The organism is Superficieibacter sp. 1612_C1, assembly GCF_015234305.1.
GTDB lineage: Bacteria > Pseudomonadota > Gammaproteobacteria > Enterobacterales > Enterobacteriaceae > Superficieibacter.
The window spans coordinates 250,066-268,784 of record NZ_JADGMI010000005.1 but is presented as its reverse complement, the minus strand read 5'-3'; the positions used below and the strand labels follow the sequence as shown (position 1 = coordinate 268,784).

Sequence of the window (18,719 nt, the reverse complement as noted above, 5' to 3'; positions counted from 1 at the left end):
TGCCTGAGTAATCCATTAAATAAAGAGGAAGAGCTTGTGAAGAGAGCCAACGATGTGGCCTGGCGTCTTCTGGCCGTTAGCGCTTGTCTGATGAGCGTTAGCTACCAGGCCCATGCTGATTCACTGGATGAACAGCGCAACCGCTATGCCCAGGTGAAACAGGCGTGGGACAACCGTCAGATGGAGACGGTCGATCAACTGATGCCGACGTTGCAAAGCTATCCCCTTTATCCTTATCTCGAATACCGTCAAATCACCGACAATCTGCAAAATCAGACGGCGATTGCGGTCAGTCAGTTTGTGCAGGCTAATCCAACCCTGCCGTCGGCCCGTGCGCTGAAATCCCGCTTTGTGAATGAACTGGTGCGTCGTGAAGACTGGCGCGGCTTGCTGGCCTTTAGCCCGGATAAGCCTGGCTCTACCGAGGCACAATGTAACTATTACTTTGCGAAGTGGAGTACCGGACAGGCGCAGGAAGCCTGGGACGGGGCGAAAGATCTGTGGCTAACCGGGAAAAGCCAGCCTAATGCCTGCGATAAGCTATTTGGCGCCTGGCGCGCATCGGGAACGCAGGATCCGCGCGCGTATCTGGAGCGTATTCGCCTGGCGATGAAAGCCGGCAATACCGGGCTGGTGAATACGCTGGCCGCGCAAATGCCGCCTGATTACCAGACCATTTCTACCGCCGTGATGTCGCTGGCGAATGCGCCGGACAGCGTGCTGACGTTCGCCCGCATGACCGGTGCGACCGATTTCACTCGTCAGATGGCGGCCGTCGCGTTCGCCAGTGTCGCGCGTCAGGATGCGGAAAACGCGCGGCTGATGATCCCTTCGCTGGTTCAGGCGCAGGAGTTAAATGAGGAGCAAACCCAGGAGTTGCGCGATATCGTCGCCTGGCGGCTGATGGGCAATGATGTCACCGACGAGCAGGCGCGCTGGCGCGATGATGCCATTATGCGCTCGCAGTCGGTCTCGTTACTGGAGCGCCGCGTGCGGATGGCGCTGGGCTCCGGCGATCGTAAGGGCCTCAATACCTGGCTGGCGCGCTTGCCGATGGAAGCCAAAGAGAAAGATGAATGGCGCTACTGGCAGGCCGATTTGTTGCTGGAGCGCGGACGGGATGCGGAAGCAAAAGAGATCCTACATACGCTAATGAAGGAGCGTGGGTTCTATCCTATGGTTGCTGCCCGCCGTCTCGGCGAAGATTACCAGCTTAAAATTGATAAAGCGCCGGGCAATGCCGATCCTGCTCTGGTTCAGGGCGCAGAAATGGCCAGGGTGCGCGAGCTGATGTACTGGGGACTGGATAATACCGCCCGCAGCGAATGGGCGAATCTGGTCAGCAGCCGGACGAAAACGGAGCAGGCCCAGCTGGCACGTTACGCTTTTGACCGCCAGTGGTGGGATCTGAGCGTGCAGGCGACCATCGCCGGTAAACTGTGGGATCAGCTGGAAGAACGTTTCCCGCTGGCGTGGAACGATCTCTTCGCCCGCTATACCAGCGATAAGGACATCCCGCAAAGCTATGCGATGGCGATTGCCCGCCAGGAGAGTGCCTGGAATCCAAAAGTTCGCTCACCGGTCGGTGCGTCTGGCCTGATGCAGATTATGCCCGCGACCGCCGCCCATACGGCGAAAATGTTCTCTATTGCCGGTTATAGCAATCAGGGGCAGCTACTGGATCCGGAAACCAATATTACGATTGGTACCAGCTATCTTCAGTATGTCTATCAGCAGTTTGGCAATAACCGTATTTTTGCTTCAGCGGCCTATAACGCCGGTCCGGGGCGCGTGCGCACCTGGCTGGGCAACAGCGCCGGGCGCATTGATGCGGTCGCGTTCGTGGAAAGTATTCCATTCTCTGAAACGCGCGGCTACGTGAAGAACGTGCTCGCCTATGATGCTTACTACCGTTACTTTATGGGTCAGAAGCCGGTCATCCTTAACGACGCGGAATGGGATCATCGTTACTGATCCCGGCGAGTTATGTTATGCTTGTACTCGTTTAAGAGTACATCAGGCAGGAGATACCCCGGTATCTCCTGTTATAACAAGGCGGTGTGACATGACCCAGCAATCACCTTACTCCCCGGCTCTGGCCGAGCAGCGTAATCAGGAGTGGCTTCGTTTTGTGGAGCTGCTTCAACAATCCTGTGGGGAAAATTTACATATCCCGCTTCTGCAACTGATGCTGACGCCCGACGAGCGCGAAGCGCTGGGTACGCGGGTACGTATTATTGAAGAGTTGCTGCGCGGTGAAATGAGCCAGCGTGAGCTTAAAAACGAGTTAGGCGCGGGGATAGCTACCATTACGCGCGGATCGAATAGCCTGAAATCCGCGCCGGTAGAATTACGTCAGTGGCTGGAGACCGTTCTGCTCAGGAATGACTGAGGGTTGACACCTGGCAAAGCGTTACCGATAGACCGCATTATGAAACGGGCTCAGCGCCAGGATCACCGCCTGATGATACACGCTGCTGCGGGTGAGCTTTCCGGCGGTAAAAATCCCAATCGCGCCCTCTTTTCGTCCGATTTCATCAATGCCGGTATACTGTGACATCACCGGACCCAGTGCCTCACCCGCGTTGACTTTTTCGAGGATCGCCGATGGCAGTGGCAGGGTGGCAGAGCGGGCTTCACCGCGCTGTTGCCCACTCTCAATCACCACCCAGCTAAAGGTGCTGCCATCGTCGATTCCGGCTTCAATGGCGACCCAAAAATCGGCGTCCGGGCGCAATTGCCGGGCATTCTTCACCCGATTTCTTGCCCCGGTGCGGGTTTCTTCGCTGCCGAACGGCTGCTCAGGAACGCCGCTGGCGACGGAAACGGCGTCGATTTGACACGCGCTTTCGCCGAAGATCTCGTTAAATGCCTGGAGAATTGCCTGAATTTTGGCGGGATTAGTGGTAGCGACGACAACATTGTGCATAATCATCATTAACTCTCAATAAAATATCATCGCAGTATAACGGATAAACAACATGTTACAGGTATACCTTGTTCGCCACGGTGAGACGCAGTGGAACGCCGAGCGACGTATTCAGGGCCAGTCTGACAGTCCGCTCACTGAAAAGGGCGAACGGCAAGCGCATCAGGTGGGGGAACGGGCGAAAGCGCTGGGCATCACCCACATCATTTCCAGTGATCTAGGACGTACCCGCCAGACCGCAGCGATCATCGCCGATGCCTGTGGCTGTAAGGTTACGCTGGATCCGCGCCTGCGCGAGCTGGATATGGGCGTGCTGGAAGAGCGACATATTGATTCCCTGACCAGTGATGAAGAAGCGTGGCGTCGTCAGTTGGTCAACGGCACGTCAGACGGGCGTATTCCGGACGGTGAGTCTATGCAGGAACTGAGCGACCGTATGCACGCGGCGCTGGCAGCGTGTCTGGAATTACCGGAAGGCAGTCGTCCGCTGGTGGTCAGTCACGGCATGGCGCTTGGCTGTCTGGTCAGCACCATTCTTGGTCTGCCAGCCTGGGCAGAACGTCGCCTGCGTCTGCGGAACTGCTCGATCTCGCGGATTGATTACCAGCAAAGCCCGTGGCTGGCGTCGGGGTGGGTTGTTGAGACGGCAGGGGATGTCTCGCATCTTGACGCCCCTGCGCTGGACGAATTGCAGCGTTAACGACGGATTGGAATCAGGTATTCGCAACGAATCTGAATCGGCGGCTCCTGATTCCGCGCTTCATCCTCGGGGAAGAAGCGCTCAATATCCTGGCCTTTACGGCGGGTCAGATTGAGCATCGGCATACAGGTGCCGTAGACGGTGAGGATAAATTCCTGCAAACCAGTCCCTGGCCCTTCGTACGTAAACTGAATGTATTCGCCACCTTCCAGCTTCACCGCTTGTCCGTTTTGCAGGTGGCCGTTGACCATGTCAGTGGTTAACGCCGTGGTGTAGAATACCTCCTGCTCATCGTCTTTTTCCAGACTGGGACGCGGCTCATGCAAGCCGTACAGTACGCGTGGCAGGGAGGGCGAATTCCCCAGAAATTCCCGCCAGAACTGAATGCGCATCTGATTACGGAAATCGGAAATCTCTTCCAGTTTGCAGGTATAACTCTGGGTTACCCCGACCAGCTCCGTTTGCTGTAGCGTCACAAATTCATACTGAGGCATGCTAAATTCAGACAGGCGCAGCGGTGGACGCATACCGAACGAACTCCAGTCCGGCGAGCGGCGATAAAGCGCGGGCGTCAGATTAAACTGCTTTTTAAACGCGCGAGTAAACGTCTGCTGCGAATCAAAGCGGTACTGAAGGGCAATATCAAGGATCGGACGCGCGGTCAGGCGCAGGGCAACAGCGGATTTGGATAAACGACGCGCACGAATATAGGCACCGATGGCATGGCCGGTCACATCTTTAAACATCCTTTGCAGATGCCACTTGGAATAACCCGCTTTTGCCGCCACATTATCGAGTGCCAGGGGTTGGTCAAGATGACCTTCCAGCCAGGTAAGTAGATCGCGAATGATCCCAGCCTGATCCATACAATGTCCTCATCCATAAAAGCAGTTGCCTGATACTAAGGTAGCGGATGATAGCATTTTTTGATGTTTTAGCATTCAGTGTTTTTTTTGCGAATAAGTGCGATTGTAGGTAGCTAAAAAAGATGATCTTTCTAATGCTGTGATCTATAAACAGTTTCTTTAGTAAAGTTGAATAATCACGCAGTTAAATCTTTGGAAAAAGTAACAATATGAAATATAAGCGCTTGATTCTTTCCCTGTTGTTAGCCACAACGGCCCAGCTTGCCCATGCTGAAGAGGTGGGTTCCGTCGATACCGTCTTCAAAATGTTTGGCCCCGACCACAAGATCGTCGTAGAAGCGTTTGACGATCCGGATATCAAAAACGTGACCTGTTATATCAGCCGCGCTAAAACCGGCGGTATCAAAGGCGGCCTGGGTCTGGCGGAAGATACTTCCGACGCGGCGATTTCCTGTCAGCAGGTCGGGCCGATTGAGCTGAGCGATAAAATCAAATCCGGCAAAACGCAGGCTAATGTCGTATTCCAGAAACGGACCTCGCTGGTATTCAAGAAACTCCAGGTGGTACGATTCTACGATGCAAAACGTAACACGCTGGCTTACCTGGCCTATTCGGACAAAGTCGTTGAAGGCTCGCCGAAAAACGCACTGAGTGCGGTGCCGATCATGCCGTGGAGAGAGTAAACAGGGACCCCGTATGCAGCAGCCATTAATCTGGTTAGTTGAGGATGAAGTCAGCATTGCGGAAACGCTTATTTATACGCTGCAACAGGAAGGATTTGCTGTCAGAGCCTTCGAACGCGGGCTACCGGTACTTGAGGCGGCGCAGCATCAGGTGCCGGATCTGGCGATCCTTGATATCGGGTTGCCGGATATCAGCGGTTTCGAACTGTGCCGACAGCTTCAGGCCCATTATCCGGCGCTGCCGCTCCTGTTCCTGACCGCCCGCAACGACGAGGTGGATAAGCTGCTGGGGCTGGAAATGGGGGCGGACGATTATATCGCGAAGCCGTTCTCCCCGCGTGAAGTCTGCGCGCGGGTACGCGTTGTGCTGCGCCGTCTGCAAAAAAGCAGTGAGCCGCCGCCCCTTCAACGTATCGGTTTGTTTGAGCTGAACGAAACGGGCGCGCAGATCCGCTGGTGCGGACAGACGTTACCACTCACCCGCTATGAATATTTGCTGCTGAAAACGCTGCTGAAATCGCCAGGCCAGGTTTTTTCCCGCCAGCAGCTGATGGATAAGGTATGGGTTGATGCGCAGGAGAGTTTTGATCGCACCGTCGATACCCATATCAAAACCCTGCGCGGCAAGCTGCGCGCCATTAATCCCGATCTCTCACCTATCAATACCCATCGCGGTCTCGGCTACAGCCTGGGGATCCAGTAATGCGCATGGGGATGCGTTTGCTGCTCGGCTACTTTCTGATTGTCGCCGTCGCAGGCTGGTTTGTGTTTTCCATTTTCGTGCAGGAAGTAAAACCCGGCGTGCGGCGGGAGATGGAGGGAACGCTGATTGATACCGCCACGCTGATGGCTGAACTAGCGAAAGACGATCTGCTCTCCGGCAATACGCAAAATGGCCGTCTGGCTAAAGCGTTCGCCGATTTGCGTTATCAACCTATTAACGCGAGCATTAGCGGCATTAAAAAAAGGCGCAACGAATACCTCCTCTACATGACTGACGCGCAGGGGAAAGTGGTATTCGACTCTGCCGGTCGGGCGGTGGGGGAGGACTATTCCCGCTGGAATGACGTATGGCTGACCCTGCGGGGGAAATACGGCGCACGCAGCACACAAATCGATCCTGACGATGTCGACAGCACGGTGATGTACGTTGCTGCTCCCATTATCCACGACGGGAAAATTATTGGCGTCCTTAGCGTCGGTAAAGCGAATAACACCATGGCCCCGGTGATTAAGCGCAGCGAGCGTCGCATCCTGTGGGCTGGTGGCGCACTGCTTGGCATTGCGCTGATGATTGGCGGCGTGATGGTCTGGTGGATCAACCGCTCCATCGGCAAGCTGGTTCGCTATGCCGATTCCGTGACCCTTGAACAGCCCGTGCCGCTACCGGATGTCGGCAGCAGCGAACTGCGTAAGCTGGCCAACGCTCTGGAAAGCATGCGCGTGAAGCTTGAGGGGAAAAACTATATCGAGCACTACGTTCATGCGCTGACGCATGAATTAAAAAGCCCGCTGGCCGCCATTCGTGGCGCGGCGGAGATCTTACAGGAAGCGCCTCCTCCCCAGGTGGCTGCGCGTTTTACCGACAATATTCTGACGCAGAATGCGCGGATGCAGGCGCTGGTCGAAAAACTGCTGCTCCAGGCGAAAGTCGAAAGCCGGCTTGAAATCCCGCTGGCTGCCGTTTCGGTGAATGCACTGTTCGTCCGCCTGCGTGAATCGCGCAGCATTCAGCTTGAGCGTAAAGGCATTGCGCTTCAGTGCGATGAGAGCGACCTCCAGGTGGAAGGAGAGGCGGAGCTGCTGGACGAAGCGCTGGGAAATCTGCTGGATAACGCCATTGATTTTACCCCCTCCGGCGGCAGGATTTGGCTGACGGCACGCGCGCAGGAAGAACAGGTGTGCCTCCGCGTGACCGATAGCGGCAGCGGTATTCCTGACTATGCCATCGACCGTCTCTTCGAGCGCTTTTATTCCCTGCCGCGTGAAAACGGCCATAAGAGCAGCGGGCTGGGACTGGCTTTCGTGCGTGAAGTCGCCCGACTGCATCGCGGTAGTATCCAGTTGGTAAATATCTCGCCGACAGGCGCAGAAGCCACGCTGACGCTTCACCGTCGCTTCACATAGCTTCAACCTCTGCACACATAGCCGTTTTACTCTCCGGGCATTACAGAGGAGAACGCTATGCTGAAGTCACCGGTTTTTATCAAAATTGTTACCCTGATGGGGTGCATGCTGCTGCTGTTAGTCCCGCTTATGCTGCTGCATAACGTCATCACCGAACGCGCCAATTACCGCGATGACGTTGAGGCTACGCTACGGCAAAGCACCAGCGGTCCCCAAAAGGTGGTGGGGCCGCTGATTGCCATCCCGGTCACGGAACTCTATACCGTCCTGCGCCCGCGTGATGATGGCACTCGCGAGCAGGTGCAGGAAAAGCGGATTGCCCTGCATTACTGGCTTCCCGAGTCGCTCATGGTGAAAGGCAATCAGGACGTTGAGTCACGGCAAATTGGCATATATGACGGCAACGTCTGGCACGGCGATCTGTCGCTAAAGGCCGAGTTCGATCCGGCCCGGCTGAAGGATATTATGAATGCCGGTACCATTGCCGGTGAGCCTTTCATCGTGCTGAGTGTGGGCGATGCGCGAGGGATCGGCCGGGTTGATCCGGCAACCGTGAACGGTGAAATCTTTAACGCTGAGCCTGGACCCGGCATGTTGATTGAGGAACAGGGGATCCATATTCCGCTGCCTTCACGGGTGATCGATGAAAAGCGTCTTAGCGTGGAGTTGTCGCTAAACCTCAGCGGGACGGGGCCGCTGGCGCTGGTGCCGGTGGGGCGTAATAGCGAAATGTCGCTTATCGGCAACTGGCCGCATCCCGGCTTCACCGGCGATTATCTGCCGGCAAAACGTGAAATTACCCCCAGCGGTTTTCAGGCGCAGTGGCAAAGCTCGTGGTTTGCCAATAACCTCGACAGCCGATTTTTACGTGATGCTGACGATAGCTGGAAATCGTTGCCCGCCTTTAGCGTCAATATTGCCACGCCCTCAGACCAGTATCAGCTCACTGACCGGGCAACCAAGTACGCCATCCTGCTGATTGGCCTGACGTTTATGGCTTTCTTTGTCTTCGAAACCCTGACGACGTTACGGATGCATCCGGTGCAATACTTGCTGGTAGGGCTGTCACTGGTGATGTTCTATCTGATTTTACTCGCCCTCTCCGAGCATATTGGCTTTACGGCGGCCTGGATTTGCGCCAGCCTTGCCGGGGCGATGCTGAACGCGTTTTACCTGCACGCCGTGCTGAAAGGATGGCGGAACAGCCTGCTGTTTACTGGCGCGCTGCTGGCGCTGGATGGCGTGATGTGGCAACTGTTGCGTTCCGAGGAGAATGCCTTGTTGCTGGGAAGCGGGGTGTTGTTTATTGCGCTGAGCGCCATTATGTTGCTGACTAAAAATGTCGACTGGCACAGCGTTTATGGGCGCAGGAAAAAAACAATGCAGCCAGAAATAACCGACGATCAATTACGATTGTGGAAATAAAAAAGCGGCGCATTGCGCCGCTTTTTTTAATCAAATTATTCCTGCAAGTCACCGCAGAAACGATAGCCTTCACCATGGATGGTGGCGATGATTTCCGGGGTATCCGGGGTGGATTCGAAGTGTTTACGAATACGACGGATAGTAACGTCAACGGTACGGTCATGCGGCTTCAGCTCGCGTCCGGTCATTTTTTTCAGCAACTCGGCACGTGACTGAATTTTGCCCGGATTTTCGCAGAAGTGCAGCATAGCGCGGAACTCACTGCGCGGCAGCTTGTACTGATCACCGTTAGGACTCACCAGAGAGCGGCTGTTAATATCCAGCTCCCATCCGTTGAACTTATAGCTCTCAACGCTGCGACGCTCTTCGCTAACGGTACCCAGGTTCATGGTACGCGACAGGAGGTTGCGAGCACGGATCGTCAGTTCGCGCGGATTGAACGGTTTAGTGATGTAATCATCGGCACCAATTTCGAGGCCGAGGATTTTATCGACTTCGTTATCACGGCCGGTAAGGAACATCAGGGCAACGTTTGCCTGCTCGCGCAATTCACGCGCCAGCAGCAGACCATTTTTGCCCGGAAGATTGATGTCCATAATCACCAGGTTGATGTCGTACTCGGAGAGGATCTGATGCATTTCTGCGCCATCGGTGGCTTCGAAAACATCATAACCTTCCGCTTCAAAAATACTCTTCAACGTGTTGCGTGTTACCAACTCGTCTTCAACAATCAGAATGTGCGGGATCTGCATGGTTTGCTACCTAAATTGCCAACTAAATCGAAACAGGAAGTACAAAAGTCCCTGACCTGGCTGATGCATGGCAAAAATTAACATGCGCAGCATAACAAGACTAAAGTACGTAATTGCGTTCTTGATGCACTTTCCATCAACGTCAACAACATCATTAGCTTGGTCGTGGGTACTTTCCCTCTGAACCCGACAGTGTCAAAAACGGCTGTTATCCTAACCATTTTAACAGCAACATAACAGAGCAGGAGACAGCTGACACCCAATAAAACTACGCTTCGTTGACATATATCAAGTTCAATTGTAGCACGTTAACATCTTGCAGAAACTCTTGCAGCGAAATGCTAGCGTCTATCACAATCTATCAACAACTCAACAAGTTACCCATGATAATTTATAAGTACGGTGAATTTAATTACGTGGAAACATACAAAATATAAATATCAATACTAAACATGTAGATAAGCATGTTCTGTTAACATACTACACTCACTAACGGCTTTAAAACAGTTTAGCTTCTTTTAAGTATGGGGAAAGCGGGCGATAGTGACGGTTGTTGCAAATTTGTAAATTCTCGATGCGAAATAAGCTGCCCGCCATGCCCCCTTTCACCGGCAAACTGATTAATAAGAGATCATAAATGCGATTCACAATTGTACTGGTCGCCCCCGCCAGGGCGGAAAATATCGGCGCGGCTGCCAGAGCGATGAAAACTATGGGATTCAGCGAGTTACGGATTGTTGACAGCGAAGCGCATTTGCAGCCAGCCGCGCGCCGCGTCGCGCACGGTTCTACCGATATTCTGGACAATCTGACCACGTACCCGACGCTTGAGGCGGCGCTGCACGATGTGGACTTTACCGTTGCCACTACCGCGCGAAGCCGGGCGAAATTTCATTACTACGCCACGCCGCCAGAACTGGTCCCGCTGCTGGAAGAGAAGGCCGGGTGGCTGAACCATACCGCCCTCGTTTTTGGCCGGGAAGATTCCGGTTTGACCAATGAAGAGCTGGCGCTGGCCGATATTCTCACCGGCGTTCCGATGGTCGCGGATTATCCTTCGCTTAATTTGGGCCAGGCAGTGATGGTCTTTTGCTATCAATTAGCGCCACTAATACAACAACGTCCCATCACCTCCAGTCCTGGCGATGAAAATCAATTGCTGGCGTTACGCTCACGCATTGTCACCCTGCTTGAGTCACTGGGGGTGACGAATGATGAAAAACTGGCCGACTGGCTACAGCAGCGTATCGGTCTGTTGCAGCAACGTGATACGGCAATGCTGCATCGTTTACTCCACGATATTGAAAAAAAACTGGCAGAGTAAAAACCTGTCCTTAGTTTCTGCGTCAGATTAATAATCTGCTTTGTTGGCAATTAGCCCCATTGGTACATTAAAAAATGCGCTGAAGGTGGTCGGATGGCGAGCAGGTTAAAAATGTGACGAATTTAAAAATTCATTGACTTAGCCAGGCAGATACTTTAACCAATATAGGCATACAGGACAGACAGATAACTATTACAGAGCAAACAACATCATGATCCGCATCAGCACAATCACCATTACCACCATCACAATTACCACAGGTAACGGTGCGGGCTGACGCGTACAGGAAAAACAGAAAAAAGCCCGCACCTGAACAGTGCGGGCTTTTTTTTCGGGTAAAAATCAAAGGGGCATTACCATGCGAGTGTTGAAGTTTGGCGGTACATCAGTGGCAAATGCAGAACGATTTCTGCGGGTTGCCTATATTCTGGAGAGCAATGCCAGGCAGGGGCAGGTTGCGACCGTCCTCTCTGCCCCGGCAAAAATCACCAACCACCTGGTGGCGATGATTGAAAAAACCATTGGCGGCCAGGACGCTCACACCAATATCAGCGACGCCGAACGTATTTTCGCCGAACTTCTTCAGGGCCTTGCCGATGCTCAGCCAGGGTTTCCTCTCGCCCGGCTAAAAACGGTTGTCGAGCAGGAGTTCGCGCAGATCAAACATGTTCTGCACGGCATCAGCCTGCTCAACCAGTGCCCGGACAGCGTCAACGCTGCGCTGATTTGCCGTGGCGAAAAACTCTCTATTGCCATTATGGCTGGCCTGTTACAGGCCCGGGGCCACAACGTAACGGTCATCGATCCGGTTGAAAAACTGCTGGCCGTCGGACACTACCTTGAATCCACCGTGGATATCGCTGAATCCACCCGTCGTATCGCGGCCAGTCAAATCCCGACCGACCATATGATCCTGATGGCAGGCTTTACTGCCGGGAATGAGAAAGGCGAGCTGGTGGTGCTGGGACGTAATGGTTCAGACTACTCGGCGGCGGTGCTGGCGGCCTGCCTGCGCGCAGATTGCTGTGAGATCTGGACCGACGTTGACGGCGTGTATACCTGCGACCCGCGTCAGGTTCCGGACGCACGTCTGCTGAAATCCATGTCTTATCAGGAGGCGATGGAGCTGTCTTATTTTGGGGCGAAAGTGCTGCATCCGCGCACGATTGCGCCGATTGCCCAGTTTCAGATCCCCTGTTTGATTAAAAACACCGGCAATCCTCAGGCTCCCGGTACGTTGATTGGCGCTAACAGTGATGAAGACGGTCTGGCGGTCAAAGGGATTTCGAATCTTAATAATATGGCGATGTTCAACGTCTCCGGTCCTGGCATGAAAGGGATGGTGGGCATGGCGGCGCGTGTGTTTGCCACGATGTCGCGTGCCGGGATTTCGGTGGTGTTAATTACCCAGTCCTCTTCCGAGTACAGCATCAGCTTTTGTGTGCCGCAGTCCGACTGCGCCCGTGCGCAGCGCGCGATGGGTGACGAGTTTTATCTTGAGCTGAAAGAGGGGCTGCTGGAGCCGCTGGCTATTATGGAACGGCTGGCGATTATCTCCGTGGTCGGCGACGGCATGCGCACCCTGCGCGGGATCTCCGCCAAATTCTTCGCCGCGCTGGCGCGGGCCAATATCAATATTGTCGCCATTGCGCAGGGCTCTTCCGAGCGTTCCATTTCCGTGGTGGTCAGCAATGATGACGCTACGACCGGCGTGCGCGTCACCCATCAGATGCTGTTTAATACCGATCAGGTGATTGAGGTCTTCCTGGTGGGCGTCGGCGGCGTCGGCGGCGCGCTGCTGGAGCAGATCAAACGTCAGCAGACCTGGCTGAAGGGTAAGCATATCGATCTGCGCGTCTGCGGCGTGGCGAACTCGAAAGCGCTGTTAACCAACGTCCACGGCCTGAATCTGGAAAACTGGCAGAATGAACTGGCGGAAGCGAAGGAGCCTTTCAACCTTGGCCGTTTGATCCGCCTGGTAAAAGAGTATCACCTGCTGAACCCGGTGATTGTCGACTGTACCTCCAGCCAGGCGGTCGCCGATCAGTATGCCGATTTCCTGCGTGAAGGTTTCCATGTGGTGACGCCGAATAAAAAAGCCAACACCTCATCAATGGATTACTACCATCAACTGCGCCATGCGGCGGGACATTCGCGACGCAAATTCCTCTACGATACCAACGTCGGCGCGGGCCTGCCGGTGATTGAAAATCTGCAAAATCTGCTCAACGCGGGCGATGAACTCCAGCGTTTCTCCGGCATCCTTTCCGGTTCCCTGTCGTTTATTTTCGGCAAGCTTGATGAGGGCATGAGCCTGTCGGAAGCGACCCGCGTCGCGCGGGAAATGGGCTATACCGAACCCGATCCGCGTGACGATCTCTCTGGTATGGACGTAGCGCGTAAGCTGCTGATCCTCGCGCGTGAAACCGGGCGCAGCCTTGAACTGAGCGATATCGTGATTGAGTCCGTGCTGCCGGAGAGTTTTGACGCCACCGGCGATACCGACAGCTTTATGGTCCGCCTGCCGCAGCTTGATGACGGTTTTTCTGCCCGCGTGGCAAAAGCGCGTGATGAGGGTAAGGTTCTGCGCTATGTTGGCAATATTGAAGACGACGGCGTGTGCCGGGTGAAAATCGCCGAGGTGGACGGTAACGATCCGCTGTATAAAGTGAAAAACGGCGAGAACGCGCTGGCCTTTTACAGCCATTACTATCAACCGCTGCCGCTGGTGCTGCGCGGTTATGGTGCGGGCAACGATGTGACCGCGGCGGGCGTATTCGCCGATCTGCTGCGCACCCTTTCATGGAAGTTAGGAGTTTAACATGGTTAAAGTTTATGCCCCGGCTTCCAGCGCCAATATGAGCGTCGGGTTTGACGTACTGGGGGCGGCGGTAACGCCCGTTGACGGTTCGCTACTGGGCGATACCGTTGCCGTTGAAGCCGCGGATCGTTTCAGTGTGGAAAATAGAGGCCGTTTTGCCAGTAAACTCCCCGCTGAACCGCGTGAGAATATCGTTTATCAGTGCTGGGAACGCTTTTGTCAGGAGATTGGCAAAACCGTTCCGGTGACCATGACGCTGGAAAAAAATATGCCGATTGGCTCCGGGCTTGGCTCCAGCGCCTGCTCGGTGGTAGCCGCGCTGGTCGCCATGAATGAGTACTGCGGCAAGCCGTTGAATGACACACGGATGCTGGCATTAATGGGCGAGCTGGAGGGACGTATTTCCGGCAGCGTTCACTATGATAACGTCGCCCCCTGTTTTCTCGGCGGCATGCAGTTAATGATCGAAGAAAACGGCATTATCAGCGAGCAGGTGCCAGGCTTTGATGAATGGCTGTGGGTGCTGGCTTATCCGGGGATCGTCGTCTCCACGGCGGAGGCGCGTGCCATTCTGCCCGCGCAGTATCGCCGTCAGGATTGCATCGCGCACGGTCGCCATCTGGCGGGATTTATTCACGCCTGTTATTCACGTCAGCCGCTGCTGGCGGCGAAACTGATGAAAGATGTGATTGCCGAACCCTATCGCGCAAAATTGCTGCCGGGCTTTAATGAAGCGCGGCAGGCTGTCGCGGAAATCGGCGCGCTGTCTTGCGGTATCTCTGGTTCAGGGCCAACGCTGTTCGCCCTGTGCGATAAAACCGATACCGCGCAGCGCGTGGCGGACTGGCTCAGCAGGCACTATCTGCAAAATCAGGAAGGCTTTGTTCATATTTGCCGGCTGGACACGGCGGGCGCACGAGTAGTGGGATAACCAATGAAACTCTATAACCTCAAAGATCACAACGAGCAGGTCAGCTTTGCGCAGGCCGTTACGCAGGGGCTGGGCAAGCAGCAGGGGCTGTTCTTTCCGCATGATCTGCCCGAATTCAGCCTGACCGATATTGATGAGATGCTGAAGCAGGATTTCGTCAGCCGCAGTACTAAAATCCTCAGCGCGTTTATTGGCGATGAGATCCCGCCTGCGGTGCTTGAAGAGCGCGTGAGGGCAGCATTTGCTTTCCCGGCTCCGGTGAAGCCGGTGACCGAAGAGATCGGCTGCCTGGAGTTATTCCACGGCCCGACCCTGGCGTTTAAAGATTTCGGCGGGCGCTTTATGGCGCAGATGCTGACGCACATCAGCGGTGACAAGCCGGTGACCATCCTGACCGCGACCTCCGGCGATACCGGGGCCGCCGTCGCCCATGCGTTTTACGGCCTGCCAAATATCCGGGTAGTGATCCTCTATCCGCGCGGCAAAATCAGCCCGCTACAGGAAAAACTGTTCTGCACCCTTGGTGGTAATATCGAAACCGTCGCCATTGATGGCGATTTCGACGCCTGTCAGGCGCTGGTCAAACAGGCGTTTGATGATGAAGAATTAAAAGCGGCGCTGGGGCTGAACTCTGCCAACTCGATTAATATCAGCCGCCTGCTGGCGCAGATCTGCTATTACTTTGAAGCGGTGGCGCAGTTGCCGCAGGAAGCTCGTAATCAGCTGGTGATTTCCGTTCCCAGCGGAAACTTCGGCGATTTGACCGCGGGCCTGCTGGCAAAATCGCTCGGTCTGCCGGTGAAGCGCTTTATTGCCGCCACCAACGCCAATGACACCGTGCCGCGCTTCCTGCACGCCGGGAAATGGGAGCCGAATGCGACGCAGGCGACGCTCTCTAATGCGATGGATGTCAGCCAGCCAAACAACTGGCCGCGGGTGGAGGAGATCTTCCGGCGTAAAATCTGGCGTCTTAACGAGCTGGGTTACGCCGCGGTGGATGATGAAACCACCAAAGCCACGATGCGTGAACTTCAGGGGCTGGGCTACGTGTCTGAGCCGCATGCGGCCATTGCCTATCGGGCGCTACGCGATCAGCTGCAACCGGGCGAATATGGTTTATTCCTCGGCACCGCGCACCCGGCTAAATTTAAGGAGAGCGTTGATGCAATCCTTGGCGATACGCTGCCGCTACCGAAAGAGCTGGCCGAGCGGGCGGATTTACCGTTGTTGTCGCATAATCTACCGGCGGATTTTGCCGCTTTACGCCAGTTGATGATGGCGCGCGGGTAACTATTCGCGCTAATTATGCCGGGTGAGCATTGTGGCTACCCGGCATTTTTTATGGAGAAAATAAGGAGGAAAAAAGCAGGCAAAAAGGAGAAATTCCCAATAAATGCGGTAACTTAGAGATTAGGATTGCAGAGAATAACAACCCCCGTTCCCCTCACGTATTCTCCTGACATCGGCCCACATTGGGCAAGAATGAAAAGGAGTAACCCATGTCTACACTGAAACCCGCGCTTCTGGCGCTTTCGATGCTGCTGGTGGCTCCCGTCGCGGTACAGGCAGCAGAGATCACCCTCATTCCGGCAGTTACCCTGCAAATCGGCGACCGCGATGATCACGGGAACTATTGGGATGGCGGCCACTGGCGGGATCATGGCTGGTGGGAGAAACACTACGACTGGCGAGAAAATCGCTGGCAGCCGCATGGTCCGCGTGCAGAGCAGCGCCATAACGATCATCATGACGATCGCCGCGACGATTACCGTCCGGGACCGGATGATCATCATCGCTAACGTAAAGCGCCTTCGGGCGCTTTACTTACTGCTCATGACGTTTAAACACCAGCTCGCCACTGCCGGATGCGTCTTTATCAAAGAAATAGCCGTCGCTGTTAAACGCGGTAAGCTGCTCCGGCGTCGTCAGACGGTTTTCAATGATGTAGCGGCTCATCAGGCCACGGGCTTTCTTGGCGTAGAAGCTAATGACTTTGAACTTGCCGTTCTTCTCATCAAGGAACACCGGCTTAATCACCTCACCGTTCAGCTTTTTCGCCTTCACGGATTTAAAATATTCCTCTGAGGCGAGGTTGATCACCACGCGATCGTTCTGCGCTTCCAGCATCTCGTTGAGCTTATCGGTAATGATATCGCCCCAGAACTGGTAAAGATCTTTGCCGCGAGCATTGGCGAAGCGGATGCCCATCTCCAGACGATAAGGCTGCATCAAATCCAGCGGACGCAGCACCCCGTAGAGACCAGAAAGCATCCGCAGATGCTGCTGGGCAAAATCAAAATCCGCCTCGCTAAAGGTCTCGGCCTGAAGCCCGGTGTAGACGTCACCCTTAAACGCCAGAATCGCCTGGCGGGCGTTTTCCGGCGTGAAGTCGGGCTGCCAGTCGTGGAAACGAGTGGCATTCAGGCTCGCCAGCTTATCGCTAATGCTCATCAGACTGGCGATTTGCGGTGCCGTCAGCTTGCGCGCGTCCTTAATCAACTGCTGCGAATGGTCCAGCAGTTCAGGCAGGGTAAAGCGTTTCGTCGCCAGCGGACTTTGATAGTCCAGCGTTTTTGCAGGTGAAATCAGAATCAGCATAGTTAATCCTTGCGGCAAATTATCCTGCGACTGTAGCAAAAAAAGCAGGCGATGTGGGCGATGGCTGCGATTGTCGCCTTATTGCTTCGGTGGATTTTCCCATGTATCCGGCATTAATTGCCGCTGGAGATCCGGGTAGCGTTGCGGATCAAATACCGGCCGCACGCCTAATTTACGCTGACGCAGATAGTCGCTGGCGATAAGCCGCACCACTGGCGACAGGAGCAGGATGGCGGTCAGATTGGTGATGACCATCAACGCCATTACAATATTCGCCAGTTGCCATACCACCGGAAAGCTCAGAAACGAGCCTGCCACAACCATCATTAACGTGGTGGCACGTAACACCCAGCGCGCCCAGCGCGCATCAAGACGCAGGAAAAACAGGTTGTTCTCGGCGTAGAGATAATTCCCCACGATGGACGTAAAGGCGAACAACATGACGACGATGGCGACCAGTCCGGCACCGGCATCGCCAATAAGCATCACCATCGCCTGCTGTATTCTTTGAATGCCTTCTATCGCGGTATGCGGCGTATTTGCGCCTGCTAACAGCACGATTAACGCACTACAGGTAGAGATAATAAACGTATCAATAAACACGCCGATCATCTGCACAATGCCCTGGGCAGCAGGATGCGGTGGCCAGGAGGCTGCGGCCGCCGCGACATTAGGCGTCGAGCCCATTCCAGCTTCATTGGAGAACATCCCGCGCTGAAAACCGCTGGTGAGTGCCTGGCTAACGGTATAACCCGCCGCGCCAGCCGCCGCTTCCTGCCAGCCAAAGGCGCTTTTGACAATAGCCGCGAGCGTGCCGGGGAGCGCCGTAATATGCCATGCGGTAACAAGAAGGCTGGCGATAACCCAGATAACAACCATCACCGGTACCAGCCATTGCAGCATACGGGCAACGCCGCGAATACCGCGCACCACCGACAACAGGACCAGCGCGGCAAGCCCCACGCCCGTTGCCAGTGACGGCACAGAGAAAGCGTAGTTTACCGCACTGGCAACGGAATGCGCCTGAACCGTATTAAAAACCAGGCCATACGAGAGCAGTAAAAACAGGGAGAAGAGTATGCCCATCCAGCGCATCCCCAGCCCGCGATCCATATACCAAGCCGGTCCACCGCGAAACTGTCCCGTGGCATCGCGCTGTTTATAAAGCTGGGAGAGCGAACATTCAGCAAAGCTTATCGCCATACCGGTCAGCCCCGATATCCACATCCAGAAGATAGCCCCGGGTCCGCCTGCGGCAATAGCCAGTGAAATACCGGCGAAGTTGCCGCTGCCGACGCGCGCGGCCAGACTGGTGCACAGCGCCTGAAACGAGGTTAACCCGCCCGGCTGCGGTGTCAGGCTGTTTTTCAGACTTTTGCGGTAGTGACGAAGATAGCGAAACTGAATAAATCCCGTGCGCCAGGTAAACCAGATGCCAGCCCCGGCAAGGAGGTAGATCATTATCGATCCCCACATGACGTCGCTCATAAACTGAAGAAAATCAGGCATTAAACGTCCTCTTGTTTATGCCGGTGCGCTTATGTAAGCGCTACCACTTACGGG

General features: G+C 54.9%; 18 protein-coding genes, 1 pseudogene and 1 other annotated feature. Of the genes and pseudogenes, 14 read left to right on the top strand and 5 right to left on the bottom strand.

Translation table 11 applies throughout. The features are described 5' to 3' along the window. Positions 1-36: 36 nt before the first annotated feature. Positions 37-1,974, top strand: a complete 1,938-nt coding sequence (sltY, locus tag INT84_RS18030; RefSeq protein WP_194207902.1) for a murein transglycosylase — start codon at positions 37-39, stop codon at positions 1,972-1,974. A 91-nt stretch (positions 1,975-2,065) separates the two neighbouring features. Continuing rightward, positions 2,066-2,392 carry a trp operon repressor gene (gene trpR, locus INT84_RS18025; RefSeq protein ID WP_194207901.1) on the top strand — a complete coding sequence of 109 codons (327 nt, stop codon included), beginning with the start codon at positions 2,066-2,068 and terminating at the stop codon, positions 2,390-2,392. 21 nt (positions 2,393-2,413) lie between these two features. Here trpR and yjjX read toward each other — a convergent pair whose 3' ends face one another. Next, entirely contained in the window at positions 2,414-2,929 is a 516-nt protein-coding gene (gene yjjX / locus INT84_RS18020; protein ID WP_194208083.1) for an inosine/xanthosine triphosphatase, read from the bottom strand. Positions 2,930-2,981: 52 nt separating this feature from the next. On the opposite strand from yjjX, the gene gpmB reads away from it, so the two are divergent. Beyond that, entirely contained in the window at positions 2,982-3,629 is a 648-nt protein-coding gene (gene gpmB, locus INT84_RS18015; RefSeq protein ID WP_194207900.1) for a 2,3-diphosphoglycerate-dependent phosphoglycerate mutase GpmB, read from the top strand. Here the strand turns inward: gpmB and robA are convergent. Continuing rightward, positions 3,626-4,495 carry an MDR efflux pump AcrAB transcriptional activator RobA gene (gene robA, locus INT84_RS18010; protein ID WP_194207899.1) on the bottom strand — a complete coding sequence of 290 codons (870 nt, stop codon included), beginning with the start codon at positions 4,493-4,495 and terminating at the stop codon, positions 3,626-3,628. The genes gpmB and robA overlap by 4 nt on opposite strands. A 209-nt stretch (positions 4,496-4,704) precedes the next feature. Between robA and creA the strand changes: the two genes are divergently transcribed. From creA to creD, 4 genes are read left to right on the top strand one after another with little or no spacing between them, the layout of a single operon-like run. Beyond that, positions 4,705-5,178, top strand: coding sequence for a protein CreA (gene creA / locus INT84_RS18005; RefSeq protein WP_194207898.1), 474 nt, complete (start codon positions 4,705-4,707; stop codon positions 5,176-5,178). Positions 5,179-5,191: 13 nt separating this feature from the next. Then, the gene (gene creB, locus INT84_RS18000) at positions 5,192-5,881 is read left to right on the top strand and encodes a two-component system response regulator CreB (RefSeq protein ID WP_194207897.1); all 690 of its coding nucleotides are present in this window, start codon (positions 5,192-5,194) and stop codon (positions 5,879-5,881) included. Then, complete coding sequence (gene creC / locus INT84_RS17995) at positions 5,881-7,305, top strand: two-component system sensor histidine kinase CreC (protein WP_194207896.1); 1,425 nt, start codon at positions 5,881-5,883, stop codon at positions 7,303-7,305. The genes creB and creC overlap by 1 nt, the downstream gene beginning before the upstream one ends. A gap of 57 nt (positions 7,306-7,362) precedes the next feature. After that, entirely contained in the window at positions 7,363-8,730 is a 1,368-nt protein-coding gene (gene creD / locus INT84_RS17990) for a cell envelope integrity protein CreD (RefSeq protein ID WP_194207895.1), read from the top strand. A gap of 35 nt (positions 8,731-8,765) precedes the next feature. Here creD and arcA read toward each other — a convergent pair whose 3' ends face one another. After that, positions 8,766-9,482 carry a two-component system response regulator ArcA gene (gene arcA / locus INT84_RS17985; RefSeq protein WP_176918392.1) on the bottom strand — a complete coding sequence of 239 codons (717 nt, stop codon included), beginning with the start codon at positions 9,480-9,482 and terminating at the stop codon, positions 8,766-8,768. Between the two features lie 99 nt (positions 9,483-9,581). Here arcA and yjjY point away from each other — a divergent pair. The 7 genes and pseudogenes from yjjY to INT84_RS17950 form a co-directional block, all read left to right on the top strand. Next, positions 9,582-9,719 (top strand): annotated as a pseudogene (yjjY, locus tag INT84_RS17980) (protein YjjY); the annotation flags it as partial. A 400-nt stretch (positions 9,720-10,119) separates the two neighbouring features. Further along, positions 10,120-10,806: a tRNA/rRNA methyltransferase gene (locus tag INT84_RS17975; protein WP_194207894.1), complete on the top strand. Its 687-nt coding sequence runs from the start codon at positions 10,120-10,122 to the stop codon at positions 10,804-10,806. 211 nt (positions 10,807-11,017) lie between these two features. Further along, entirely contained in the window at positions 11,018-11,083 is a 66-nt protein-coding gene (gene thrL, locus INT84_RS17970) for a thr operon leader peptide (protein WP_194208082.1), read from the top strand. Then, positions 11,019-11,139, top strand: a sequence feature (Thr leader region). Its footprint overlaps the gene before it by 65 nt. A 25-nt stretch (positions 11,140-11,164) precedes the next feature. Then, positions 11,165-13,627: a bifunctional aspartate kinase/homoserine dehydrogenase I gene (thrA, locus tag INT84_RS17965; protein WP_194207893.1), complete on the top strand. Its 2,463-nt coding sequence runs from the start codon at positions 11,165-11,167 to the stop codon at positions 13,625-13,627. A gap of 1 nt (position 13,628) precedes the next feature. Further along, positions 13,629-14,558 (top strand): homoserine kinase, encoded by a 930-nt coding sequence (thrB, locus tag INT84_RS17960; protein ID WP_194207892.1) that lies wholly within the window; start codon positions 13,629-13,631, stop codon positions 14,556-14,558. 3 nt (positions 14,559-14,561) lie between these two features. Continuing rightward, positions 14,562-15,848, top strand: a complete 1,287-nt coding sequence (gene thrC, locus INT84_RS17955) for a threonine synthase (protein WP_194207891.1) — start codon at positions 14,562-14,564, stop codon at positions 15,846-15,848. 209 nt (positions 15,849-16,057) lie between these two features. Then, positions 16,058-16,357, top strand: coding sequence for a DUF2502 domain-containing protein (locus tag INT84_RS17950; RefSeq protein ID WP_194207890.1), 300 nt, complete (start codon positions 16,058-16,060; stop codon positions 16,355-16,357). A 25-nt stretch (positions 16,358-16,382) separates the two neighbouring features. Here INT84_RS17950 and yaaA read toward each other — a convergent pair whose 3' ends face one another. Both yaaA and INT84_RS17940 read right to left on the bottom strand, forming a co-directional pair. Continuing rightward, entirely contained in the window at positions 16,383-17,156 is a 774-nt protein-coding gene (gene yaaA, locus INT84_RS17945) for a peroxide stress protein YaaA (RefSeq protein WP_194207889.1), read from the bottom strand. Between the two features lie 78 nt (positions 17,157-17,234). Further along, positions 17,235-18,665, bottom strand: coding sequence for a sodium:alanine symporter family protein (locus INT84_RS17940; protein WP_194207888.1), 1,431 nt, complete (start codon positions 18,663-18,665; stop codon positions 17,235-17,237). Positions 18,666-18,719: the final 54 nt, after the last annotated feature.